The organism is Mesorhizobium norvegicum (genome assembly GCF_004919685.1).
Lineage (GTDB): Bacteria > Pseudomonadota > Alphaproteobacteria > Rhizobiales > Rhizobiaceae > Mesorhizobium > Mesorhizobium norvegicum.
The window spans coordinates 12,758-35,671 of record NZ_SMYZ01000036.1; the positions used below are offsets into that span (position 1 = coordinate 12,758).

The 22,914-nt window shown below is 64.9% G+C and carries 21 protein-coding genes; 13 read left to right on the forward strand and 8 right to left on the reverse strand.

From position 1 onward, the window contains the following. The first annotated feature begins 56 nt into the window (after window positions 1–56). The 4 genes from FCU66_RS13920 (at window position 57) to FCU66_RS13935 (ending at window position 3,392) form a co-directional block, all read left to right on the forward strand. Window positions 57–1,052, forward strand: coding sequence for an ABC transporter permease (locus FCU66_RS13920; protein ID WP_136616552.1), 996 nt, complete (start codon window positions 57–59; stop codon window positions 1,050–1,052). Between the two features lie 84 nt (window positions 1,053–1,136). After that, a complete protein-coding gene (locus tag FCU66_RS13925) occupies window positions 1,137–1,916 on the forward strand; it encodes an SDR family NAD(P)-dependent oxidoreductase (protein ID WP_136616551.1) in 780 nt (259 codons plus the stop codon). After that, window positions 1,913–2,509, forward strand: coding sequence for an SDR family oxidoreductase (locus tag FCU66_RS13930; RefSeq protein ID WP_246093892.1), 597 nt, complete (start codon window positions 1,913–1,915; stop codon window positions 2,507–2,509). The genes FCU66_RS13925 and FCU66_RS13930 overlap by 4 nt, the downstream gene beginning before the upstream one ends. Next, window positions 2,493–3,392, forward strand: coding sequence for an aldose 1-epimerase (locus tag FCU66_RS13935; protein ID WP_136616550.1), 900 nt, complete (start codon window positions 2,493–2,495; stop codon window positions 3,390–3,392). The genes FCU66_RS13930 and FCU66_RS13935 overlap by 17 nt, the downstream gene beginning before the upstream one ends. Here FCU66_RS13935 and FCU66_RS13940 read toward each other — a convergent pair. The 4 genes from FCU66_RS13940 to FCU66_RS13955 all read right to left on the reverse strand — a co-directional run bounded on the left by FCU66_RS13940 (window position 3,389) and on the right by FCU66_RS13955 (window position 7,815). Continuing rightward, a complete protein-coding gene (locus FCU66_RS13940) occupies window positions 3,389–4,150 on the reverse strand; it encodes an SDR family NAD(P)-dependent oxidoreductase (RefSeq protein WP_136616549.1) in 762 nt (253 codons plus the stop codon). The genes FCU66_RS13935 and FCU66_RS13940 overlap by 4 nt on opposite strands. Beyond that, window positions 4,147–5,709, reverse strand: a complete 1,563-nt coding sequence (locus FCU66_RS13945; protein WP_136616548.1) for a sugar ABC transporter ATP-binding protein — start codon at window positions 5,707–5,709, stop codon at window positions 4,147–4,149. Before FCU66_RS13945 ends, FCU66_RS13940 begins: the two co-directional genes overlap by 4 nt. A gap of 56 nt (window positions 5,710–5,765) precedes the next feature. After that, window positions 5,766–6,740, reverse strand: a complete 975-nt coding sequence (locus FCU66_RS13950) for a sugar ABC transporter substrate-binding protein (RefSeq protein ID WP_136616547.1) — start codon at window positions 6,738–6,740, stop codon at window positions 5,766–5,768. Window positions 6,741–6,804: 64 nt separating this feature from the next. Further along, a complete protein-coding gene (locus tag FCU66_RS13955) occupies window positions 6,805–7,815 on the reverse strand; it encodes an ABC transporter permease (protein ID WP_136616546.1) in 1,011 nt (336 codons plus the stop codon). A 241-nt stretch (window positions 7,816–8,056) separates the two neighbouring features. On the opposite strand from FCU66_RS13955, the gene FCU66_RS13960 reads away from it, so the two are divergent. Further along, window positions 8,057–9,088 carry a substrate-binding domain-containing protein gene (locus FCU66_RS13960; protein WP_246093893.1) on the forward strand — a complete coding sequence of 344 codons (1,032 nt, stop codon included), beginning with the start codon at window positions 8,057–8,059 and terminating at the stop codon, window positions 9,086–9,088. Window positions 9,089–9,343: 255 nt separating this feature from the next. On the opposite strand, the gene FCU66_RS41115 is transcribed toward FCU66_RS13960, so the two are convergent. The 4 genes from FCU66_RS41115 to FCU66_RS13980 are packed head-to-tail and all read right to left on the reverse strand — an operon-like array spanning window position 9,344 to window position 12,163. Further along, window positions 9,344–9,520: a hypothetical protein gene (locus FCU66_RS41115; protein WP_168991752.1), complete on the reverse strand. Its 177-nt coding sequence runs from the start codon at window positions 9,518–9,520 to the stop codon at window positions 9,344–9,346. A gap of 9 nt (window positions 9,521–9,529) precedes the next feature. After that, window positions 9,530–10,519, reverse strand: a complete 990-nt coding sequence (locus FCU66_RS13970; protein WP_136616543.1) for a transketolase family protein — start codon at window positions 10,517–10,519, stop codon at window positions 9,530–9,532. After that, complete coding sequence (locus FCU66_RS13975) at window positions 10,516–11,364, reverse strand: transketolase (RefSeq protein ID WP_136616542.1); 849 nt, start codon at window positions 11,362–11,364, stop codon at window positions 10,516–10,518. Before FCU66_RS13975 ends, FCU66_RS13970 begins: the two co-directional genes overlap by 4 nt. Window positions 11,365–11,368: 4 nt before the next feature. Further along, window positions 11,369–12,163, reverse strand: a complete 795-nt coding sequence (locus FCU66_RS13980) for an SDR family NAD(P)-dependent oxidoreductase (RefSeq protein WP_246093894.1) — start codon at window positions 12,161–12,163, stop codon at window positions 11,369–11,371. A 118-nt stretch (window positions 12,164–12,281) separates the two neighbouring features. On the opposite strand from FCU66_RS13980, the gene FCU66_RS13985 reads away from it, so the two are divergent. From FCU66_RS13985 to FCU66_RS14020, 8 genes are all read left to right on the forward strand, one after another. Continuing rightward, on the forward strand, window positions 12,282–13,502 hold the full coding sequence (locus FCU66_RS13985) for a mandelate racemase/muconate lactonizing enzyme family protein (protein WP_136616541.1): 1,221 nt from the start codon (window positions 12,282–12,284) through the stop codon (window positions 13,500–13,502). A 131-nt stretch (window positions 13,503–13,633) separates the two neighbouring features. Then, the gene (locus FCU66_RS13990) at window positions 13,634–16,033 is read left to right on the forward strand and encodes a thiamine pyrophosphate-dependent enzyme (RefSeq protein WP_136616540.1); all 2,400 of its coding nucleotides are present in this window, start codon (window positions 13,634–13,636) and stop codon (window positions 16,031–16,033) included. Window positions 16,034–16,061: 28 nt separating this feature from the next. After that, on the forward strand, window positions 16,062–17,072 hold the full coding sequence (locus tag FCU66_RS13995) for a C-terminal binding protein (protein WP_136616539.1): 1,011 nt from the start codon (window positions 16,062–16,064) through the stop codon (window positions 17,070–17,072). Beyond that, complete coding sequence (locus FCU66_RS14000) at window positions 17,069–17,785, forward strand: E3 binding domain-containing protein (RefSeq protein WP_136616538.1); 717 nt, start codon at window positions 17,069–17,071, stop codon at window positions 17,783–17,785. The genes FCU66_RS13995 and FCU66_RS14000 overlap by 4 nt, the downstream gene beginning before the upstream one ends. A 139-nt stretch (window positions 17,786–17,924) precedes the next feature. Further along, window positions 17,925–18,695 (forward strand): GntR family transcriptional regulator, encoded by a 771-nt coding sequence (locus FCU66_RS14005; protein ID WP_126067234.1) that lies wholly within the window; start codon window positions 17,925–17,927, stop codon window positions 18,693–18,695. Window positions 18,696–19,030: 335 nt separating this feature from the next. After that, a complete protein-coding gene (locus FCU66_RS14010; RefSeq protein WP_136616537.1) occupies window positions 19,031–20,095 on the forward strand; it encodes a sugar ABC transporter substrate-binding protein in 1,065 nt (354 codons plus the stop codon). 167 nt (window positions 20,096–20,262) lie between these two features. Further along, window positions 20,263–21,330: a sugar ABC transporter substrate-binding protein gene (locus FCU66_RS14015; protein ID WP_136616536.1), complete on the forward strand. Its 1,068-nt coding sequence runs from the start codon at window positions 20,263–20,265 to the stop codon at window positions 21,328–21,330. Between the two features lie 68 nt (window positions 21,331–21,398). After that, window positions 21,399–22,901: a sugar ABC transporter ATP-binding protein gene (locus FCU66_RS14020; protein WP_246093895.1), complete on the forward strand. Its 1,503-nt coding sequence runs from the start codon at window positions 21,399–21,401 to the stop codon at window positions 22,899–22,901. Window positions 22,902–22,914 lie beyond the last annotated feature (13 nt).

Here is a 22,914-nt window from a genome sequence, read left to right on the forward strand (position 1 = left end):
GTTTTGCCACGGGTTCCGGTCCGGAACCTTCTAGGGCGGGCATTGGGGAGAAGACGATGAGCAAGAAAGATCTCGGCCTGCTGATCCTGATCCTGGTGGTCGGCGCCATCGTGGCGATCATCAATCCGCGCTTCCTGTTGCCGATCAATCTCGCCAACACCTCGAACCTGATCGGCCTGTTCGGCATCCTGTCGATCGGCCAGGCCTTCGTCATCATCACCGGCGGCATCGAACTGTCGGTCGGCTCGGTGGTCGCGCTGCTGGGAACGCTGTTCATCGACTTCATCGCCGTGCGCGAGGTGGCGTGGCCGCTGGCTTTCGTGCTGATCCTCGTGCTCGGCGCCATCATCGGCCTGGTGCATGGCTGGCTGATCACAAGGCTCAAGCTGCAGCCCTTCGTCGTCACGCTGTGCGGCCTCTTGATCTACCGCGGCGTCGCCCGCTTCTACACCGCCGACGGCACCGCCGGCTTCGCCTTCGGCCAGAACTTTCCCGACCTCGAATTTCTGACCGCCGGGCGCTCCTATGGCGTGCCCAACAGCTTTATCGCGCTGATCGTCATTTCCATCGTCATGTGGGTGGTGCTGCACCGTTCGGTGTTCGGCCGCTATCTCTACGCCATCGGCAAGAACGAGGAGGCGGCGAAATATTCCGGCATCCGCACCGGCCGCGTCGTCATGGCCGCCTACGTCATCTGCGGCGTCCTGACGGCGCTGTCGGCGATCTATTTCGCCATGTACACGCGCTCGATCTCGCCAGCCAGCCACGGCCAGTTCTACGAACTCTACGCCATCGCAGCCGCCGTGCTCGGCGGCTTCTCCCTGCGCGGCGGCGAGGGCTCGCTGATCGGCGTCATCCTCGGCACGGTGCTCCTGCAAGAGCTGCAGAACCTCGTCAACCTGCTCGGCATCCCGTCCTCGCTCAACTTCGCGGTGATGGGCGGCGTCATCCTCATCGGCGTGCTGGTCGACCAGCAATGGGGTGTGTTCCGGGCACGGCGGCTGATGGTCGACGCCACCCGCAAAAGCGCTGCCGGCGCGGCTGCGGAATAACCGCCAGCCGCGAGACAATTGCTTGTCCGCGCTTTGAGATTATTATAATAGCATAACCCGAACTTGGTCGGGGGCGGACGAGACATGCGCTGCGATTTGCGAGGCAAGGTAGCGCTGGTCACCGGAGCCGCGGGCGCGATCGGCAGTTCCATCGCCAAACGCCTGTCCGACAATGGCGCCGCGGTCGTCGTCGCCGACATCAACAGCGAAGGTGCGAGCCAGGTCGCGGCCGGTTTGAGCGATGCGATGGCCTGCATCGTCGACATCCGCGATGCCGCATCGGTCGACAGTGCGATCGCCGCCATCATGGAGCGCTACGGCCGCCTCGACATCCTCATCAACAATGCCGGCGTCAACACGCTGGCGCACCGCGTCACCATTGACGAATTCCCGGCCGAGGAATGGGATCGCATCACCGGCATCGATCTCGACGGCCTCTACATTATGAGCCGCGCGGCGCTTGCGCCCATGCTCGCCGCCGGCAAGGGCGGGCGCATCGTCAACATCGCCTCGGTCGTCGGCCTCGCCGCCATGCGGCTGCAAAGCCCCTTCGTCGCCGCCAAGGCCGGCATCATCCATCTGACGCGGTCGATGGCCATCGAACTCGGAGCCAAGGGCATCCTGACCAACGCGATTGCGCCGGGCTCGGTGATGACGGCGCTGACGGCAAAACTGTTTTATGGCGATGACGGCAAGTTCGCCGGCCGCACGCAGGAATTCCTCGCCCATGTCCCGCTCGCCCGCCCGGCCCAGCCGGAGGAGATCGCGGAAACCGTGCTGTTCCTGGCCTCGCCGGCCGCCAGCTACATCAACGGCCAGGTGCTGGCCGTCGATGGCGGCTGGACGGCGGGATACATGATGTGAGTGCGGCCATGGAAATCGATCTCGATGGCGCCGCGATCGCCCTGGATGGCGACAGCAACCTGATCGCCGAGGCAGCGCTTGCCGCGTTGCAGGCCAATGGCGGCCGGCTTGTCGAAGGCTCTCATGCGCGTGAGGCCGATATCCTGCTGATGTCCTGTCCGCTGCGGCCGGGAACGGTGGCCGGAGATCCGCGATCGCTTTACGCCGATGCGCGCAAGGCTGCCGTGACCATGACCGAACGTGGCAGCGGCCGTATCGTCTTCCTGCTGTCGGCAACAGCCGGCATGCCGATGCGCCGCCACCCGCGCTTTTCCATGGAGAACGCCTCTATCCTCGCCGGCATGCGCACGCTGGCCATGGAGTTCGGCCCGAAGGTGCTGGTCAATGCCGTGGGCGTCGGCGCGGTCGAGGATGAAACCATGATTTCCGGCGACAAGGCGATGCTCAGCCACACCCCGGTCGGCCGCGCCGGCAGCATCGAGGAGGCGGTTGCGGCCGTGCTGTTCTTCTGCGATCCCCTGAACACCTACACGACAGGCCAGATGCTTTGTGTCGATGGTGGATGGATGGCAGGCTATGGGCGCAATTTCTGAACGGTTGACGCTCAAGGCCGGAGCGCTCGAGGTCGAGTTGGTGCCGCAAATCGGCGGCAGTGTGAGCTCTTTGCGCTGGTGCGGCATCGATCTCATGCGCCGTCTTTCAGACCCTGATCGCGAAGCCGGAAACGTGCTTGGCGTCGCCATGTTTCCGATGACGCCCTACGCCAACCGCATCGCCGGAAACGCCTTCGACTTCGCGGCGAAGCGCTGGCAGGTCCTGCCCAACAATCCGCCGGAAAAATTCAACGTGCACGGCAGCGGCTGGCAGCATGCCTGGGCTGTCATGGACGCAGAAGCCGCCAGCGCGACGCTGTCGCTGGATATCACTGCGGGCGCGGAGCCCTATTCCTACCGCGCGACACAGGCTTTCGCGGTTTCAGAAGGGGGACTTAGCGTGACCATGACACTCACCAACACCGGGCCGGTTTCTCTGCCGTTCGGCTTTGGCCTGCATCCCTGGTTCGATCGCGACCCGGACGTGACGTTGCAGTTCAGTGCCCGGCGCTTCTATCTGGAAGAGCCTGATGGCATTTCCGGCGACCCGGTCACGCTTCCACCCGAACTCGACTTTGCCGAGGACCGGCCTCTGCCGAACGGCTGGCGCAACAATGATTGCGGCGGCTGGGCCGGGAAGGCGACGATCCGCTTTCCAACGCGTGGCGCAGGCTTGCGGATCGCGGCGGACCCCATCTTCAAGCACCTGATGTTCTACGCCGATCCGACAAAGCCGTATTTCTGTGTCGAGCCGCAAACCAACGCTTCCGGCGCCTTCAACCGGGGCCGATGGGATGACCCGGGAGAGGGCATCATCGTTCTGGCCGCAGGCGAAAGTGCCGCCGGCACCGTCTCGTTCATGCCTTTTGCACTTGAACCCTAGAGCAGCCGCGCCAGCAGTCCACCATCCACCTGCATGGCGCTGCCGGTGACGAAGGACGCGGCGTCCGAGATCAGGAAGCCTATTGCCGTGGCGATCTCGGAGGGGTTGGCGATGCGGGCGATCCGGTTGGGCTCGAAGGACAGCCCCAGCGCTTCCGCGCCGCCCGCCGCTTCCAGCCCGTCCAGCGTCATCCTTGTGGCGACGGAGCCGACCAGCACGGCGTTGACGCGGATGCGGTCGACGGCATAGTCCAGCGCCATCTGCCGCGACAATCCGACGACCGCCGCCTTGGTCGCGGCATAGGCGGGCACGCCGGGAACCGTTGCGTCGGCATGCACCGAGGCGATGTTGACGATCGATCCGCCGCCGGCCGCGCGCAGCAGCGGCAGGGTCGCCCGGCAGACCCGAAAGATGGCTGTCAAATTGACGGCAATGACCCTGTCCCAGTCCTCGTCGGAAACCTCCTCAAGCCGCTTGCCGGTCGGATAGATGCCGGCGCAGTTGACGACAGCGTCGAGCCCGCCAAACCGCGCTGTCGCCGCCGCCGCGGCTGCCTGGACGTTCACTTCACGGGTGAGATCGCACTCGCGGAAGATCAGATCGCTCCCGCCATGGCGGCCGGCAAGCGCCTCTCCCTCCTCACCGTCCAGCCCGGCGCCGAACACTCTCGCACCCTGCGCGACAAGGTACTCTGCTGTCGCCCGGCCGATGCCGGTCGCCGCACCGGTGACGAAGACGCGTTTGCCGGCAAAGCTCATGACGAAACCTGTGAAGCCATCGCGTGGCGTTGCGCCTGTGCTGCCGTCACCGAACGCAGCACGCGGTCCTCGCCGCCTTCGCCGCGGCTGAATTCGTCGACGATACGTCCGTCGGTGACGACCAGACAGCGGTCGCAAAGGCCGATCAGCTCCTCAAGCTCGGAGGCGACGATCAGCAAGGCCACGCCCTTTTCGGCCAGCTCGACCACGAGCCGGTAGATCTCGTGCCGGGTCGCCGCGTCGACGCCCTTGGTCGGCTCGTCGAGCAGCAGCACTTTCGGCGCCCGCATCAGCACGCGGGCAAACAGCAGTTTCTGCTGGTTGCCGCCCGACAGATGGGTGACAGCGGCCTGTGGCGACGACGCCTTGACGTTGAGCGCGCGCATGGCGCTCAGGATGGAACTCCGTTCGAGCCCGCCGCGCACCATGCCGTGCCGCGACAATGGCGCGAGATTGCCGATGGTGATGTTGGCGCCGACCGGGAGATTGAACAGCAAGCCGTCGCGCTTGCGGTCCTCGGTCAGCAGCGCGATGCCGGCGGCACGCGCGTCGCCCGGTGATCTGATCGAGACGGGCTCGCCTGCGACGCGGATTTCGCCCTCGGCTGGAACACGGCCATAGATGCCTTGCAAGATCTCGCTGCGGCCGGACCCAAGCAGGCCTGCAAGTCCGACGATCTCGCCGGCGGCCACGGAGAGGCTGATATCCCTGGCGCCATGAACAGCACCGCCGTGACCGGCGACCGTGAGCCGGCGAACCTCCAGCGCGGTCCGTGCGCCGACGGGCGCCGCATGCTCCGGGAACAGCCGCTGCAGCCTTTGGCCCGACATCGAGAAGATGAAGGTCTCGGCATCGAAATCCTCTCGGGCAATCCGCACCGCCACCTGTCCGTCGCGCAGCACGGTGGCGCGGTCGCAGATGGCCAGCACTTCGGGTAAGCGGTGGGTGATGTAGATCATCGCCACGCCTTGCGCCTTGAGGCGGCGCAGCACGCTGAACAGCGCGTCGACTTCGATGCCTGATAGCGAAGCTGTCGGCTCGTCCAGCATCAGCACGCGTGGTTTCAGCACGATGGCACGCGCAATCATCACCAGATGGCGTTGCGCCGAGGTCAGCGACGCCACATAGGCCCTGGGATTGATGTCGATGCCAAGCTCGGCGAAGATCTCGCCGGCCCTCTGTTCGAGCTTGCGCTGATGCACCAGCATGCCGTCACCCAGGCCGGTGCGGCCGGCAAAGACGTTCTCGGCGACCGAGAGCTGTTCCAGCACTTCGATTTCCTGCGGCACGTAGCCGACGCCGTTCGACCGCGCATCGGCGGGTGAGGCAAAACTGACGGCCCGGCCGTCGAGTCGGATGATGCCGGTGTAGGAGCCGGCCGGATGCACGCCGTTGAGGATCTTGACCAGGGTGGACTTGCCGGCGCCGTTCTGACCGAGCAGAGCGTGGATTTCGCCCGCAGTGACATCGAAATCGACGCTGCGCAGCGCCTGCACGCCGCCGAAATTCTTGGTGATGCCGGTGGCCGAAAACAGCGGCTCTTGCGTGGTGTTGGACACGACGATCCTCTCAGGAGATGCCGGATCCACGCAAGGCGCGGACCCGGCGGCAGGCGTTACTGGCCGGCGCTGTCCAGCATCTTGTAGTAGGGGTCGAGATCGGCTGATGTGATCACCTTGGCCGGCAGCGGGTTGCTGTAGGGCACGGTCTTGCCCTGGGCGAGGTCGCCGAGCAGTTCGGCGACCTTGGCGCTCTCCTCATAGAGCGGCTGCGCGACGATGCCGTAGGCGGCGCCCGACTTCACTAGGTCGAGGTTCTGCCTGATATAATCCATGCCGATGATGACGACATCGCGCCCGGCCTTGCGGGAGGCTCCCGACCAGGTCTGGATGCTGTTGCCGGTGGTGCCGAAGGCGGCGGTGACGTCCGGATTGCCTTGCAGGATCGCCACGGCCTTGGCCTCGGCCGCTGACGGCTCAAAACCTTCCATCTGCGTGTCGAGCACCTTGATGCCGGGGTATTTCGCCGCGATTGTCTTGCGGAAGGCATCCGACATGGCGTTTTCGGTGTCGTTGGAAGCGCCTTGCGTCAGCGCCACCGTGCCCTTGCCGCCCAGCTTGTCGCCGATGGCTATCGCCGCATTGGCGCCGACATCGGCGATGTCCTCGCCGGTCGCGGCCTTGAGGCCGGTGACAGTGCCTTCTGGCGGCAGCACATGCCAGGTCACGATCGGGAAGCCCTCCTTGGCAAGCTTGGTGATGTAGGAATAGATCGCCGGATCCACCCCGTAGACGCCGATGGCGTCGTATTTGGTGCGGGCAAGGGCCGCTTCGGCCAATGGCAATGTCGCCGGAATATCCCAGTTGGTGGCGCTCGGGTCGCCGACGACCTCGCAGGTGTAACCGAGCTCCTTGCATTTGTTGAGGAAGCCCGCCTGCATCAGCCGGTGCACGGGATGATCCTTCATCGCCTGCACCCACAGCAGATGGATGTCGGCCGCCTGGGCAAGGCTCGCCGAGCCCAGCGACGTGGCAACCACTGCCGCGGTGAGCGCAGCGCGGATCAGCCCTTTTTTCAGATCGAGTTTCATGTCCTACCTCCCTTGGTTCACCGGCTTTTTGCCGGCGTAATATCCACGTTCTCTCGCGGTTTGCTCAGGCGCCGGCGATGAAGTAGCGGCGGCGCAATATGTCGAGGCCGACGGCCATCACCATGATCACGCCGACCGCGATCTGCTGCCAGTTGGAGTTGACGCCGATGACGACGAGGCCGCTCTGCACCACTTTCAGCATCAGGATGCCGACGACGCCGCCGGCAACCGTGCCGGCGCCGCCGAACAGGCTGACGCCGCCGACCACGACGCCGGCAATGACGGTCAGTTCCCAGCCGCTGCCGATCGAGGTGCCGCCGCTGCCGAGATCGGCCATGACGAACATGCCGGCGATCGCCGACAGCGCGCCAACCACGATGAAGGCGCCGATCTTGTAGGCATTGGTGTTGATGCCGACGAGATGCGCCACTTCCTTGTTGCCGCCGGTGGCGTACATGTTGCGCCCGAGCACGGTGCGCCGCAGGACGAAGTCGGCGATCACTGCGGCGATGATGAAGAAGGCAAAGCTCCAGCCGAGCCCGAAGGCGAGATCGGTGCCGCCAATGACGTTGATGGCCTCCGGCAGCGGATAGACCGGATAGCCGCTGGTCACCACCTGGATCAGGCCCTGGCCGATGAACAGCATGCCGAGCGTCTGGATGAAGGCGGGGATGCCGAGCCTGACGACGATCAGCCCGTTGACAAGGCCGATCAGCGCGCCGACGCCGACGCCACCGAGTATGGCGATCGAGACCGGCAAGGCGGCCGCGGTCATCAGCTTGGCGGCGACCACGGCGGACAGTCCGGCCACCGAGCCGACGGACAGGTCGAACTCGCCGGCGACCAGCAGGATGGTCTGGCCGATGGCGATGATGCCGACAAAGGAGACGACGTTGAGAATGGCGCGGGTGTTTCGCTCGGACAGGAAGGCCGGCTCAAGCAGCCAGAAGAAGGCGATCAGCAGGGCCATGGCGGCCAGCACGCCGACTTCGCCGACGGCAATGAAGCCGATCAGCCGCCGCCGGAACGATTGCGCATCCCGGGGCGGCGAACTCACGTCAGCCGCGCTGTTCATCCTGACCTCCCTGGCGGCGCCGGTTGCCGGCTCTTGCGGCCGACTCCAGGCACCAGCGCCGATCCTGGCGCACTCCTCAACCGCATTAAGATTATAATATTATAACTTGTCAACGATGAAAATTCGCAACTCGGGGACAGCTTGGCGCATCGCTGGAAAGCGCCCCTTGCAACCGCTATGAATGGCTGATGTCGCGTGATCCGCCGGACAGTGCTGGATCGCGCCCTCTTGGAGCATGGTGATGACCGATAGACCGCCGGCGGGCGAGAAGAAGCCGCAGCGCCTTGGCGTCCGCGAGATCGCCAAGCGCGTCGGCGTCGCGCCGATGACGGTGTCGCGCGCGCTGTCCAATCCCGACATGGTCTCGCCGGAGACGCGCGCCAAGGTGCTCGAGGCCATCGAGCAGGCCGGCTTCGTGCCGAACCGGCTGGCATCGAGCATGCGCGGCAATGGCCGCATGATCGGCACCGTGGTGCCGCCGCTGATCAATTCGGGCATCGCCGAACAGGTGCAAGGCATGTCCGACGAGTGCCATGAGAGCGGCTATTCGATGCTCCTGGTGCAGGGCGAGTTCACGCAGGAAGCGGAGGAGAAATCGATCCGCAACCTGCTCGGCTGGCGCCCTGTCGGCATGATCCTGCAGAGCTTCGTGCAAAGCGAGGTCGCCCGCGCCTTGTTGAAGAGCAGCGGTGCGCCGGTGGTCGAGATATCCGAGATCAAGGGCCGCAAGCCGATCGACATGGTGGTCGGCGTCTCCAATTTCGAGACCGCCTACGCCATGACCATGCATCTGGCGGCCAAGGGCTACAAGCGCATCGGCTTCGTCTCGACGCCGATCCATGGCAATGACCGCCTGCAGCAGCGCCGCACCGGCTATCACGCCGCACTCACTGAACTCGGCATCAAGAACCATGACGACATGGAGGTCGAGGTGCCGATCACCGCCCAGGGCGGCGCCGAGGCGCTGGTGACATTGACCTCCCGCCATAGAGATATCGACGCCATCTTCTTTTCCAGCGATACGCTGGCTGTCGGCGCCGTGCAGGAATGCCACCGTCGGCGCTGGGCGGTGCCGGGCAGGATCGCCATTGCCGGCTATGGCGACATGGATCTGGCCGCACAGCTTTATCCGCCGCTGACCACGGTCAAGGTCAATCGCTACGAGATGGGCCGGCGCGCGGTGCGGCAATTGCTGGCAAGGCTCGGCGGCAACACCAAGGTGCCGACCATCACCAGCCTCGGCTTCGAGATCGTCGACCGCGAGAGCGCCTGACTGTCTCCGCCGAAGCTCCCCTAGCGTCGTCATCCTAGGGCGGAGCAGCCGCGAAGCGGCGTCGCGGAGACCCTAGGATCCATGCCGCGACCGATACCGAATAGCGCAGCGGAACAGAATTCTGCACCGTTGCGGCGCTCGGATGTCACGGCATGGATCCTCGGGTCTGCGGCCTGCTGGGACATTCTGGGCAAGAGCCTCGGCGTGCCGATCCACCAGCTGCTCGGCGGCCAGGTGCGCGTGTCCTTGGGCAGTTCATCGCGCGGCTCCTAAACTTGCTTCGTCATCCACGGGCGAAGCAAGGAGCGTAGCGACGCGGCGTGCGGCGATTTCGGTGAAGCGCGCATGCACGTCGATCAGGATCAGCGCGACCGGCAAGAGACCGTGCACGAAGTGGCGTACGGCGAAGGTCTCGATCTCGGTGATCTTCATGCGAAAGTCCTAACCCAGCGCGGCGATCGTCGCGATCACGGCCTCGGTCGTCAGGCCGTATTTCGCTTGCAAGGTCGGCACCGCGCCGCATTCGATGTAGCGGTCGGGCAGGCCGATACGCGTCACTGTCTTCAAAAGGCCGGCATCGAACAAGCTCTCGACGACGAGGCTCGCCAGCCCACCGACGACGACATGGTTTTCCGCAGTGACAATACGGCTGACGCCGGCCGCAAACTCAGCCACGGCCACAGAGTCGAACGGTTTTATGGTCGGCACATGCAGCACACCGGCGGAGAGGCCGTGCTTGTGCAAAGCCTCCGCCGCGTCCAGCGCCCGCTCGGTCATGAAGCCGGTTGAGATGATGCCGACATCCGACCCTTCGCGAAGCCGCCGCGCCTTGCCGATCTCGAAGCGATAGCCGGGCTCGAACACGACGGGCACGCTGCCGCGCAGCAGCCGCATGTAGACCGGGCCATGATGCTCGGCGATCGCTTCGGTCGCCGCCTCGATCTCGGTCGCGTCGCAGGGGTCGATGACGGTCAGGCCGGGAATCATCCGCATCAGCGCCAGGTCCTCGATCGCCTGATGCGTGCCGCCATAACCCGTTGTGAGACCCGGCAGGCCGGCGACGATCTTGACGTTAAGGTTGGAGTGAGCGAGCGCGATGGCGACGAAATCATAGGCGCGCCGCGTTGCGAACACGCCATAGGTGGTGGCGAACGGCACCTTGCCGGTGCGCGCCAGCCCGGCTGCGACGGCGACCAGATTCTGCTCGGCCATGCCGACATTGAAGAAGCGGTCCGGGAAGGCGTCGCGGAACGGCAGGATGTCGGTGTATTTGCCGAGATCGGCGGTCAGCCCGACAATGTCGGGCCGGCTCTGGCCAAGCCTGGCCAGCGCGCGACCGAACGGCGCTTCCACGCTTCGACGGCCGCCGCCGAGCGCTTCGTCCTGGCCCATGGCCAGCGTGCGGCCGGCCTCCATTACCTCGCCGCTCATTGCTGTGTTCCCACGCTTTTCTCGAACTCGGCGATGATGCCATCCCATTGCGCGACGTCGATGCGGAAGAAATGCGACTTCTCGCTGCTCTCGATGCGCGGCACGCCCTTGCCGGGCAGTGTGCGCAGCACGATCGCCTTCGGCTTGCCGTTGCGCTCACGCGCACCAGCCATCGCGCCGACCACCGCCGTCATGTCGTTGCCGTCGATCTCAGACGTTTCCCAGCCGAAGGCGCGCCATTTGTCGGCTACAGGCTCCATGTCGAGCACGACAGGTCCATCGGCCTGGATGCCGTTGCAGTCGATCAGCGCCACCAGCCCGTCGAGCCTGAAATGACTGGCCGACATCGCCGCTTCCCAGGTCGAGCCCTCCTGCATCTCGCCATCGGACAGTTCGACGAAGACGCGCGAGTCGGAGTGGTCGACGCGCAGCCCGAGCGCCTGGCCGACACCTTGCCCGAGGCCATGACCGAGCGACCCGCCGATCATTTCGACGCCGGGCGTGGTGTCGAGCGTCGACATCTCCAGCCGGCTGTTGTCGGCACCATAGGTGACCAGCTCCTCGACCGGAATGATGCCGGCCTCGGCCAGTGCTGCCCACAGCGCGATGGAATAGTGCCCGGTCGACAACAGGAAGCGGTCGCGATCAGGCCACGCTGGATTGTGCGGGTCATAGCGCAGTTCGTGGAAATAGAGCGCCGCCAGCGTGTCGGCGATGCCGAGACCCTGGCCGATATAGCCCTGGCCCTGGCCGCGCGCCATGGTCAGCATGTGGCGGCGCAACCGCTTTGCTTTGCGTTCGAGCGCACCGATGTCGGCGGTGCCGGGAGGGGAGTTTCGCAGCATTGGATCAGTCCTTGTCGAGCCCGCCCGACATGTTGAGCCGCTCGGCGGTCATGTAGTCAGGCGAATCGAGGCACAGCCAAACGACCGCTTCGGCCACTTCGGAAATCTCGGCGCGGCGGCCGAGCGGAATGCGGCGCGTGCGCTCGTCGAGAAAGGCCTGCAGATCGTTGCGGCCGTTGGCGCGGGCGAGATCAGCCTCCGTCGAGCGCTGCATCTCGGTGTCCATCATGCCGGGCGCCAGGCTGTTGACCAGCACGCCATAAGGCGCCAGCGCCACGGCTGCGGCGCGGGTGATGGAATCGACGCCCGCCTTGCTGGCGGTGTAGGCGGTGTAGTCGGGCAGCGCCATGCGCGAACCCGGCGAGGTGATGTTGACGATGCGCCCCGAACGCTGCTCGCGCATCACCCGGCCCGCCGCCTTGCAGGCCATGGCAAGGGCGGTGACGTTGAGCGCCAGCGTGCGGGTCCAGGCCTTGAATGTGGCGTCGAGGAACGGCTCGATCACGCCATAGCCGGCATTGTTGACCAGGATGTCGATGCCGCCCCAGCGCGCCAGCACTTTTTCCACCGCCTCTTCCGGCGCGCCTTCCCTGGTGAAATCGCCTGTTATGGTCTCGGTTTCCGCGCCGATATCCCTGATTTGCAGGGCGGTTTCGACCAAACCTTCGCCATTGATGTCGGCAATTGCGACGGCACAGCCGCGCCGGGCTAACTGGATCGCGACTTCGCGGCCGAGGCCGCCGGCGGCACCAGTGACCAGTGCCCTCGGTCGCATGGTATTGTGAATTTCGGCAGGCAAGCGAGCACCCTCCCGGTGGCCATCTTGACGGGATTGATACCGGTACCATAAATGGCTGTCAACGGGGATATGCTATTGTCAGCCGGGCCACACGGCTCGTCGCCGTCGGGAGGAAAAAATGAAAGTCGTCGCGCTCGAAACGCTGCAACTGGCGGAATTTCCGTTCCTGTTCTGGCTGCGTGTCCACACCGATGCCGGCCTCATCGGCACAGGCGAGACCTTCTGGGCGCCGGGTCCGGTCGCCTCCTACATCCACGACAATGTCGCCGCCTATCTCCTAGGCAAAGACCCGCGCGACATCGAGCTGCATGACCGCACGCTGGGCGGCGTCTATGTCGGCGCGCGTGATTCCGGCGCCGAGGTGCGCGGCAATTCCGCCGTCAACATCGCGCTGTGGGATATCTATGGCCAGGCGCTCGGCGAGCCGGTCTGGCGGCTGCTTGGCGGGCGCACGCACAAGACCGTGCCGATCTACAACACCTGCGCCGGCTACAAACATGTCCGCGCCACAAAGAAGAACGCGCTGTTCGAGCGTGGTGAGGACTGGTCGCTGAAAGCAGGCGATTCGAACGAAGGTCCGTATGAAGATCTCCTCGCCTGGCGCTACAATGCCGGCGACCTCGCCAAGAGCCTGAAATCGGAAGGCATCGGCGCGATGAAGATATGGCCGTTCGACATCGCCGCCGAGGCCTCGAACGGCACCCGCATCTCGCTTGCCGATCTCGACAATGCGCTGGAGCCCTTCCAGAAAATCCGCGACGCCGTTGGCCGCGACATGGAGATCATGGTCGAGCTGCATGGGCTCTGGACGTTGCCGCCAGTGCTGCGCATCGCCGAGGCGCTCAAACCCTATGACGTCGCCTGGCTGGAGGAGCCGATCCGTTACAACGAGCTCGACGCCATGGCCGAGCTTGCCCGCCACACCTCGATACCGGTCGCCGCCAGCGAACGGCTGGCCTCGCGGCAAATGTTCAAGCAGCTGATCGACAAGCGCGCGGCTAGCGTGATCATGATCGACCTTGCCTGGTGCGGCGGGCTCTCGGAAGCGCGCAAGATCGCCAACATGGCCGAGGCCAGCGAACTGCCGGTGACACTGCACGACTGCACCGGGCCGATCGTCTATGCCGCCAGCTGCGCGCTCTCGGCGACCTTGCCAAACGTCAACTACCAGGAAGCGGTGCGCGCCTATTTCAACGGCTGGTACACCGAGATTGTCGCCGACATTCCGCCGGTGAAGGCCGGCCATGTCGCGCCGCTCGAAGGGCCGGGGCTTGGCCTCAGCCTGCGGCCGGAGCTGTTCCAGCGGCCTGACGCGACGGTGCGCATCACCAAAATCTAGCCGTCATCAGGCTCTTTTCGGAGCCAGTAGACATTATGCTATTATAATCTATGATGGATCGAAGCGAGTGACCGACAAGCTCGCCGCCGGCGCTTTGCCGCCCGGCACCAGACGGATTCAGGGAGGCTTTGGTGGCAATTTCTGTGGCGCGCGCACGCGAGGATTCCAGGGGTGCGCCAAACCTCCCCGACCGGAAGATCTTGCTCGACCTGTTCGAACGCATGGTGCTGTTGCGCCGCTTCGAAAGCATTGCCCAGATCGCTTGCCGCAAGGGTGAGACCCCCGGCTTCCTGCATCTCTATATCGGCGAGGAGGCGACCGGCGTTGGCGTCTGCGCGCATCTGCGCCCGACCGACTGGGTCACCTCGACCCATCGTGGCCACGGTCACGCGCTGGCCAAGGGCGCCAACCCCGGCCGGGTGATGGCCGAATTGTTCGGCAAGGCCGACGGCATTTGCGGCGGCCGCGGCGGCACCATGCATCTCTATGACCGCTCGGTCGGCCTGTTCGGCACCAATGGCATCGTCGCCGCCGGCATCGGCCATGCCGTCGGCATCGGCATGGGCGCGCGCCAGCAGGGGCGTGACGACATCGGCGTCGCCTTCTTCGGCGACGGCGCCGCCAATCATGGCGGCTTCCACGAAGCGCTCAACTTCGCCGCCGTGCAGCGGGCGCCTGCGGTCTTCGTCTGCGAGAACAATCTCTACGCCACGGCGACGCCGCTCAGCTCCGTCACGCTCAATCCCGAGATCGCCACCAAGGCCGCCTCCTACGGCTTGCCCGGCGTGGCGGTGGACGGCAACGATGTCTTCGCCGTCTGGCTGGCCATGAAGGAAGCCACCGAGCGTGCCCGTGCCGGCAAGGGCCCGACGCTGATCGAGGCCAAGACCTATCGCACCGTCGGTCACCATGAGGGCGATCCGGTCATCGGCACCTACCGGACGCAGGAAGAGCTCGACGCCTGGATCAAGCGCGATCCGATTGACATGTTCCGCAAGAAGCTGGTCGAGGACTATGGCATCGCCGATGCCGAGGCGCTGGCGGCGATCGAAAGCCGGATCGAGAGGGTCGTCGAGGAGGCGCTGGCCTTCGCCCGCAACTCGCCCGAGCCCGATCCGGCGACCGTGCGCCTGCATGTCTTTGCCGATCCGATCAACCCACCAGCCGCCTTGGCTTGGCGCGCTGTCGGCGAGATGCGCACGCAAGGCTGGCTCGAGGCAGTGCGCGACGGCATTGCCGAGGAGATGCGCGCCAATCCGGCGATCCTCTATTTCGGCGAGGGCACCGGCGAGCGCGGCGGCAGTTTTGCTCACACCAAGAATCTCTGGCAGGAATTCGGCGCCGAGCGCATGGTCGACACGCCGATTTCCGAACAGGGCTTTACCGCTGCCGCCGTCGGCGCCTCGGCCACCGGCGCCCGCACCGTCTCGGACCTGATGTTCGCCGACTTCGCCTTCGAGACCGCCGGGCAGATCTTTTTACAGGCAGCGAAGCTGCGCTACATGACCAGCGGCCTGATGAGCGCGCCGATGGTGGTGCGCGTCGGCGCCGGTGCGCTGCGCAGTTCCGGCCCGCATCACAGCGGCATCTATCATCCGGTCTTCGCCCACATGCCGGGCCTCATCGTTTGCGTGCCCTCGACCCCGGCCGATGCCAAGGGCCTGATGAAGACGGCGCTGCGGGCCGGCGATCCCGTCATCATGCTCGAACCCAAGGCGCTGTTCGCATCCAAGGGCGAGGTGCCGGTCGGTGAACACTATGTGCCCTTCGGCGTCGCGCGCATCGCCCGGGCTGGCACCGACATCACCATCGTTGCCGCCGGCCAGATGGTGCAGCGCGCGCTGGAGGCTGCTGCGGCATTGGCGGCGGAAGGCATCGAGGCCGAGGTGATCGATCCGCGCACCATCATGCCGCTCGACATCGACACGATCGTCGCCAGCGTGCGGAAAACTCATCACCTGCTCATCGTCGACGAAGCCTGGGCGATGTGCGGCCTGGGTGGCGAGATCGCGCAAGCCATCAACGAACTCGCCTTCGACGAGCTCGATGCACCGCCCGGACGGCTGCACACCGCGCCGACCTCGCACCCCTTCGCGCCGGTGCTGGAGCGCGCCATGCTGGTCGATACGGCGCGCATCGTCCAGGGCGTGCGCGACGTCATATCAGGCAAGCCGCCGGTGCCGGATCACTGGTACACGGTCGGCTTGAAAAGTGCTGCGCCGGCTAAGCCTGCGCCTGTTCCGGCCAAGGTGGCGCAGGCTGCGCCGCCGGCTCAGGCGCTTGCCGCCGCCAGTGACGACGAGCCGATAACCATGCCGTTCGGCGATCTCACCGTCAGCGAAGGCACCGTCGTCAAATGGCTGAAGGCGGTCGGCGATGTGGTCAAGGAGGGTGAACTGATCGCCGAGATCGAGACCGACAAGGCTGTCGTAGAGATCGAAGCACCGATCAGCGGTACATTGAGCGCCATCGATCAGCCGGTCGGCGCCGTCGTGCCGATGGGCGGCCGCATCGGCGGCATCAAGAAATAATCCACCACCAGAGATCCGAAGGGCAAGCATGAAGATCCTGTGCGCCAACTGGCAAGCCGCCGACGAAGCCGAACTCGAGCGCGAGCACTATCCCGACATCGAGCTCATCCTCGCCAGATCGACCAATGACAAGGCCGCCAGTCTCGATCCGGCTGTCTGCGAGACGGTCGATGCCGTCATCAACTATTCGCCCACCCACAACGTCGCCGCCACCCCGACTGCTTTCCCAAAGGCGCGGATCGCCGTGCGCTCCGGCGTCGGCTTCGACAACATCGACACGGCGGGCTGGGGGGCGCGCGGGATTCCCGCCTGCAACGTACCGGACTACGGCACAACGGAAGTCGCCGACCACGCCATCGGCCTGATGCTGGCGCTGACGCGCGGCACCTCCGCCTATGGCGCGGAGCTTGCCGGCCATGGCACCGAGGGCTGGCATTTCTCCAAGGCGCCGCTGGTGCGTAGGCACAAGGGCGCCACCTTCGGCATTGTCGGGCTCGGCCGCATCGGGCTGGCCACAGCCCGCCGCGCCGCCGCCTTCGACATGAAGGTGGTGTTCTACGACCCGCATCTTCTGTCCGGCGTCGACCTGTCGACCGGCTATGAGCGGGTCCATTCGCTGGCCGAGCTGATGGGGCGGGCGGATGTGGTCAGCGTCCACACGCCGCTGAGCGAGGAAACCCGCAAGCTGCTTGGCGCGGCCGCCTTCGCCACCGCCAAGCCCGGGCTTGTGCTCATCAACACCGCGCGCGGCCCGATCGTCGATCTCGACGCGCTGGAAGCCGCGATGCGCAAGGGCACAGTCGCGGGAGCCGGACTGGACGTGCTGCCCAACGAACCCGGCGATCTCGACCATCCGTTGCTGGCGGCATGGCGCCGCCGCGAGCCGTGGATCGCCAACCGGCTGATCGTCACCCCGCACGCGGCCTTCTACAGCCCGGCATCGATGCGCGATCTCAGGTTGAAATCGATCGAGGTCGTGCACGCCTATCTCGCCGAGGGCCGGCTCACCAACTGCGTCAATTCTGAGTATCTCAAATGAACATGGCGGTGGCGCAGACACCGCGGCTGGCTGTTTCTCCCTATGCACGCCGCCTGGCGCGCGAGCGCGCTCTCCCGCTCGAAACCCTTCGCGGCAGTGGTCCCGGCGGGCGCATCCTGGCAGCCGATGTGCTGGGCTTCGTTCCGGCCGCCGCGCCCGTAAATCTGCCTGACATCGTCGCCTCTTCTGTTGCGGCTCCCCGCATTGCCGCCTTTGCGGCGTCGGTCGCGCTGACCGCGCTGCGAGACCTGCTGGCCGCGCTGGAGAGCACGGGGAGAGCGTTCGACATCGACGACGTGCTGCTGCGCGCGGCGGGTCGTGTATGCGTTGAGATCCCGGATGCCGCCAAGGTCGGCGACATGCCGCTGGCGCTGGAATTGGCGGGCCGGCAGGTGGTGTTTGCGACCGTCCCCGAGATGCCCCTGACGTCGCTGCGCACAACGCGGCTTGCAGCTCTGGCCGACAGTCGCGATGACGCGGAAATGCCGGCGCTGCTTTCCATCCGCCTGCTGCCGGCGAGCGACATCCGGCCGCTGATGCTGCCGCTCCTGCCGGGCCGCGCCATGCGTCTGGCCGTCTCCATCAGCACCGCAGGTGACCATGCCGAATGCCTGCTGACGGCAGATACGGCAAGCGTTGATGAGATCACCGCCGCAGCGTGGCTCGCCGCCCTGAAATCGGCGATCGAACACCCGCTCCGGCTCTTCGTCTGAGGCGGTTGATGGTCATCGGCGTTGGCTTTTGGCTTTGTGCATGTCGTTATCCCAAAACCGGAGCCACTTTTGAGCGACACGCATAGCCTCGGGCCAAAGAAGCTATTATAAAAGCTTCGACACAGGCGCGACGAGGCTCATGGATAACTCCGTTCCCACCATCGACAGTCTTCCCCGGCGCACGCTCGGCCGCTCGAACGGGCCGCTGTATCGCCAGCTCGCCGACATCCTGCGCGAGCCGATCGGCAACGGCACCTTCCCCGTCGGCGGCGAACTGCCGAAGGAAGCGACCATTGCCGAGCACTTTGGTGTCAGCCTGATCACGGTGCGGCAAGCGTTGCGAGACCTCGAGGCCGACGGGCTGATCAGAAAACGGTCGGCGAAGCCGGCTGTGGTCACGGCACGCAATCCGTCGGTCAATCTGAGCTGGAAATTCAAGAATTTCGCCGACATGGCGGCCTTCACCAAGGACGCGCAACTGACGGTGAAATCCTATCGCAAGGAGGTTTCCCCCGTGCTCCAACGCCATTTCGGTATGGCCAAGGACGAGGCGGGTTACTGCCTTCGCGGCATCCTGTCGGTGGGCGAGCAGAAGAAGGCGCAGATCACCAGCTATTTCCCGCCTGCTGTCGGAGCGAAGCTGAAGCGGGACGATTTTTCCGACGTGCTGATCTTTCGCTCGGTGCAACGGCATCTCGGCCTTCGGCTGGACGTCGCGCATGTCACGGTCCGCGCCGAGATCGCCGACGAGGCCATCGCCGAAGACCTCGGCGTCGCGCTGGGCAGTGCGGTCCTGAGCGTGGAGATGCTCTATCAGTCGGCCGACCAGCAGAGCATCGAGTTCACCATTGCGCGGCATCCGGCCGATCTCTTCAGCATCAGCTACGACGCGCCGAACGATCTGGCCTGAGCCCGATCGGCGGGGCCGATCGGCCGGCCTGATCGGCAGGCCGATCAGCAGGATTGTCCGCACGGATTTCCCTGTCTCGCCCATGGACAGTTTTATAAAATTATAATAGCATCATAGCTAGGATGAAGGCCGTGCCGAAAACCACGATCGAACGTGGATGCGCGACCACATCCGCTGCCGAGCATTTGCCTGGGGCATGTCGCCCAAATGTGCGCAGCGGTTCCGGGGTAACGGCATGCACAAAACAAAGTCTGTCCATAAGGGGGCGTGCCTGGAAGGCACTTGAATAGGCGGCGGCGTTCGCGCAGCCGACAACAACACGGGAGGAGGAAGTCATGAAAGCAGGCGCATTTTTCGCCGGCCTTGCGGTGATCGCGACGACGTTGCTGTCGATCGATGCCGTGCCGGCCAACGCACAGGACAAGAAGCCCTACACTATCTATCTCTCCAACAATTTCGTCGGCAACGACTGGCGCCAGCAGATGCTGCGCAGCGCCGACATCGCGGTCAAGAAACCGCCGCTGGCCGGTCGTGTCGATCTGAAGGTCGAAGTGGTCGAGACCACGGTCCAGGCGCAGATCAATTCCCTCAACAACATCATTCGCAACAAGCCCGACGCCATCATCATCGATGCCGGCTCGGGCGAAGCGCTCAATCCGACGATCCAGAAGGCTTGCGATGCCGGCATTCTGATCATCGCTTTCGATCAGATCGTCAGCGCCCCCTGCGCCTACACGATGGAGTCCGACTGGGGCCGGGCGCCGCGCGTGGAGGCTGAATGGCTGGTCAAGAAACTCGGCGGCAAGGGCAAGATCCTCGTCGATCGCGGGCTTGCCGGCGCTCCGATCTCCGCTCAGTTGCAGGGTGGGTTCGAGGAGGTCATCAAGAAATACCCCGGCATTGAAGTGGTCGGCTATTTTAACGGCGACTATGCGCTGGGACCGGAGCAGGCCGGCGTCGCCAGCCTGCTGGCGGCCCACCCGCAAGTCGACGCCATCTTCGTCCAGGGCTACGGCGCCGGAGCGCTCAAGGCGCTGCAGGATGCCGGCCGTCCGATCGTTCCGATCACCGGCAGTCCGTTCAACCTGACGACGACGTCCTGTGCCCAGACGCAAGGCGCCCAGTGCATTCTGGCGCCCAACCCTGCCTATCTGTCGGCCGAGGCCCTGAAGCTCGCGGTCGAGATCCTCGACGGCAAGAAGCCGGCCGAGAAGAAGATCCTGCTGCGCAATGCCTTCCTCACCACCGATCCGGTTCCGTCGGAATTGTACCCCGACGCGGCCATGCAGAAGATCGAGGTCGGCAAGAACGCCTTTCCGGACATGGCTCCCGGTCTGTTTCTTCCGGTCAGCCCGGACTGGGTTGAAATCACCCCTGCCGAGGCCGCCGGCGCGAAATGAGCGACGTCTGCCAATCGGCGGCGAAATGGTCGCCTCGAAGCTACCCCAATGCGCCTTGGCTTAAATTGACAAGGCGTTTTGGTACCGGTATCAATTTATGTGCAGCACCCACCAAGATGGCGAAGTCCGTCGCTGGCTGATGCAGGAAACACGAAGGAGGAGAGACCATGAAACTGAAGACAGTTTGCATAGGATTGGCAGCTCTTGCCATGTCTGCAATCGCCATCAGCACGGCGCCGAGCCGCGCAGAGGACAAGAAGCCCTACACCATCTACCTCTCGAATAATTTCGTCGGCAATGACTGGCGCCAGCAGATGGAGCGCGTCGCCACCGTTTCCGTCAACAAGGGACCGCTGAAGGGTCGCGTCGACCTCAAGATCGAGAATGTCGAGAACACCGTTCAGGCGCAGATCAACTCGCTGAACAACATCATCCGCCAGAAGCCGGATGCCATCCTCGTCGATGCCGGTTCGGATTCGGCCTTGAACCCGACCATCAAGAAGGCTTGTGACGCCGGCATCGTCGTCATCAGCTTCGACCAGGTGGTGACCGAGCCCTGCGCCTATGCCGTCGCTTCCGACTGGGACCGTATCCCCTCCGTCATGGCCGAGTGGATGGCCACGCAGCTTGGCGGCAAGGGCAACATCATCCTCGACCGCGGCCTTGCCGGCGCGCCGATCTCGGCCCAATTGCAGCAGGGCTATGAAAAGGTGCTGGCCAAATATCCCGACATCAAGGTGGTCGGCTATTACAACGGCAACTATGCGCTCGGGCCGGAACAGTCCGGCGTAGCGGCACTGCTTGCCGCCAATCCGCAGATCGACGGCATCATGACGCAAGGCTACGGCTCGGGCGCCATCCAGGCGCTGAAGGATGCCGGCCGGCCGATCGTCCCGGTCGTCGGCTTCTCCTACAATGTAGCCGCCCTTACCTGCGCGCAGACGCAAGGCGCCAAGTGCATCCTCGGCTCGAATCCGGCCTATCTCTCGTCGGAGGCGATCAAGCTGGCGGTCGACATTCTCGACACCGGCAAGAAGCCGGCTGAGCGCTCCGTCTCGGTCAAGGGTGACTTCGTCACCACCGATCCGTTCGAGTCGAAGCTTTATCCGGGCACCAAGATGATCAAGATCGCGGTCGGCGAGAATGCCTTCCCCGACCAGGCGCCCGGCCTGACGCTGCCGATCACGCCCGATTGGGTCGAGATCACCGCTGCGGAAGCCGCCGGTAGCAAGTAAGCTCCTGTGACCACGACCCTGTCTCCCGGCACCGCACGATGTCGGGAGAGCTTTTCGAAGGCGCATTCATGGATCTCGTCACCGTCAAAGGCCTGTCCAAACGCTATGGCGGCATTGTCGCGCTGAGCGAGGCGACATTCAGTGCCCGCGCCGGCGAGGTACACGCACTGCTCGGCGAGAATGGCGCCGGAAAGAGCACCTTCATCCAGATCCTGTCCGGCGCGGTGCGGCATGATGGCGGCTCGATCCTGGTCGACGGTCAGGATTATCGTCCCGCCAATCCGGATGCTGCCCAGGCGCGCGGCATCGCCGCCGTCTTCCAGGAACTGTCGCTGATCCCCGACCTCAGCGTCGAGCAGAACATCTGGTTTCGCCACGAACCAAGGACGTTTCTGCGCACCGTGAATCGCACGGAGATGCGCCGCAAGACGCTGGCGCTGCTCGACAAGTACAATTTCCCGAGCCTCCGTCCCGAGCAGGAATTACGCCGGCTGACGCTGGCCGAACGTCAGATTGTCGAGATCGCCAAGGGGTTGGCCAAGGATCCGCGCATCCTGATCCTCGATGAGGCGACCTCGGCGCTGCCCGCGCGCGAAGCCGAATGGCTGCTCAAGCTCACCCGGCAACTGGCTGCCGAGGGCAGGCTGGTCATCTTCATCTCGCACCGCATGGCCGAGGTGCGCGCTATCGCCGACCGGCTGACCATCTTCCGCAATGGCAGCACCATCGCCGTGCATGAGGCCAACGCCGTCTCGGACAACGAGATCGTCACCCAGATGATCGGCAGGCATCTCGACCGGCTCTACCCCGAGCGCATTGCCACAGCGACCGATCGCATCGCGCTCAGCGTCAAGGGTTTTTCCAGCGGCAGCCGGCTCTCCGGTGTCGATTTTGCCTTGCGCGAGGGCGAGGTGCTCGGTGTCGGCGGCCTGCAAGGCCATGGCCAGCGCGAACTGTTCCAGTCGCTGTTCGGCGCCAGCAAGGCGAGCGGCACCGTCGAACTGTGGGGCAAGCCGGTTTCGATCGGCAATCCACGCCAGGCGCTGACCGGCAAGGACGGAATCGCGCTGGTGCCGGAGGACCGGCGCGGGCAGGGCCTGCTTCTGACCAAAAGCGTGCGCGAGAACCTGACCTTGTCGGTGATCAAGCGCTTCACCGAAAACGGCTTGCTGAGCCGGCAAAAGGAAGCCGCCCTGGTCAAGGAGATGGTCGATTTCCTGCGCATCAAGGCCGGCACGCCGGAACAGCTTGCCGGCACCCTGTCCGGCGGCAACCAGCAGAAGGTGATCTTCGGCAAGATGCTCTTGACGCAAGCGCGCGTGCTCTTGCTCTACGACCCGACGCGCGGCGTCGATGTCGGCACCAAGGGCGAGATATTCCAGCTGATGCGGGATCTCGCGGCCAAGGGCTATGCGATCCTGTTCCATTCGAGCGACATGCCGGAACTCGTCCATGTCGCCGACCGCGTGCTGGTGATGCGAAACGGCGGCATCGCAGCCACTCTGGAGGGTGACCGTATCTCGGAAGCAAGCATTTTGCGCGCCGCCATGCTTGAAAGCGAGGCGGCCTGAGCCATGGTGATGT

Coding starts and splice junctions, on each gene's coding strand:
- FCU66_RS13920 (WP_136616552.1), top strand. CDS start 57: ATGAGCAAGAAAGATCTCGGCCTGCTGATCCTGATCCTGGTGGTCGGC.
- FCU66_RS14020 (WP_246093895.1), top strand. CDS start 21,399: ATGGATCTCGTCACCGTCAAAGGCCTGTCCAAACGCTATGGCGGCATT.
- FCU66_RS14005 (WP_126067234.1), top strand. CDS start 17,925: ATGGATAACTCCGTTCCCACCATCGACAGTCTTCCCCGGCGCACGCTC.
- FCU66_RS41115 (WP_168991752.1), bottom strand. CDS start 9,520: ATGAAGATCACCGAGATCGAGACCTTCGCCGTACGCCACTTCGTGCAC.
- FCU66_RS13940 (WP_136616549.1), bottom strand. CDS start 4,150: ATGAGCTTTGCCGGCAAACGCGTCTTCGTCACCGGTGCGGCGACCGGC.
- FCU66_RS13975 (WP_136616542.1), bottom strand. CDS start 11,364: ATGCTGCGAAACTCCCCTCCCGGCACCGCCGACATCGGTGCGCTCGAA.
- FCU66_RS14010 (WP_136616537.1), top strand. CDS start 19,031: ATGAAAGCAGGCGCATTTTTCGCCGGCCTTGCGGTGATCGCGACGACG.
- FCU66_RS13955 (WP_136616546.1), bottom strand. CDS start 7,815: ATGAACAGCGCGGCTGACGTGAGTTCGCCGCCCCGGGATGCGCAATCG.
- FCU66_RS13925 (WP_136616551.1), top strand. CDS start 1,137: ATGCGCTGCGATTTGCGAGGCAAGGTAGCGCTGGTCACCGGAGCCGCG.
- FCU66_RS13995 (WP_136616539.1), top strand. CDS start 16,062: ATGAAGATCCTGTGCGCCAACTGGCAAGCCGCCGACGAAGCCGAACTC.
- FCU66_RS13950 (WP_136616547.1), bottom strand. CDS start 6,740: ATGAAACTCGATCTGAAAAAAGGGCTGATCCGCGCTGCGCTCACCGCG.
- FCU66_RS14015 (WP_136616536.1), top strand. CDS start 20,263: ATGAAACTGAAGACAGTTTGCATAGGATTGGCAGCTCTTGCCATGTCT.
- FCU66_RS14000 (WP_136616538.1), top strand. CDS start 17,069: ATGAACATGGCGGTGGCGCAGACACCGCGGCTGGCTGTTTCTCCCTAT.
- FCU66_RS13935 (WP_136616550.1), top strand. CDS start 2,493: ATGGGCGCAATTTCTGAACGGTTGACGCTCAAGGCCGGAGCGCTCGAG.
- FCU66_RS13985 (WP_136616541.1), top strand. CDS start 12,282: ATGAAAGTCGTCGCGCTCGAAACGCTGCAACTGGCGGAATTTCCGTTC.
- FCU66_RS13960 (WP_246093893.1), top strand. CDS start 8,057: ATGACCGATAGACCGCCGGCGGGCGAGAAGAAGCCGCAGCGCCTTGGC.
- FCU66_RS13970 (WP_136616543.1), bottom strand. CDS start 10,519: ATGAGCGGCGAGGTAATGGAGGCCGGCCGCACGCTGGCCATGGGCCAG.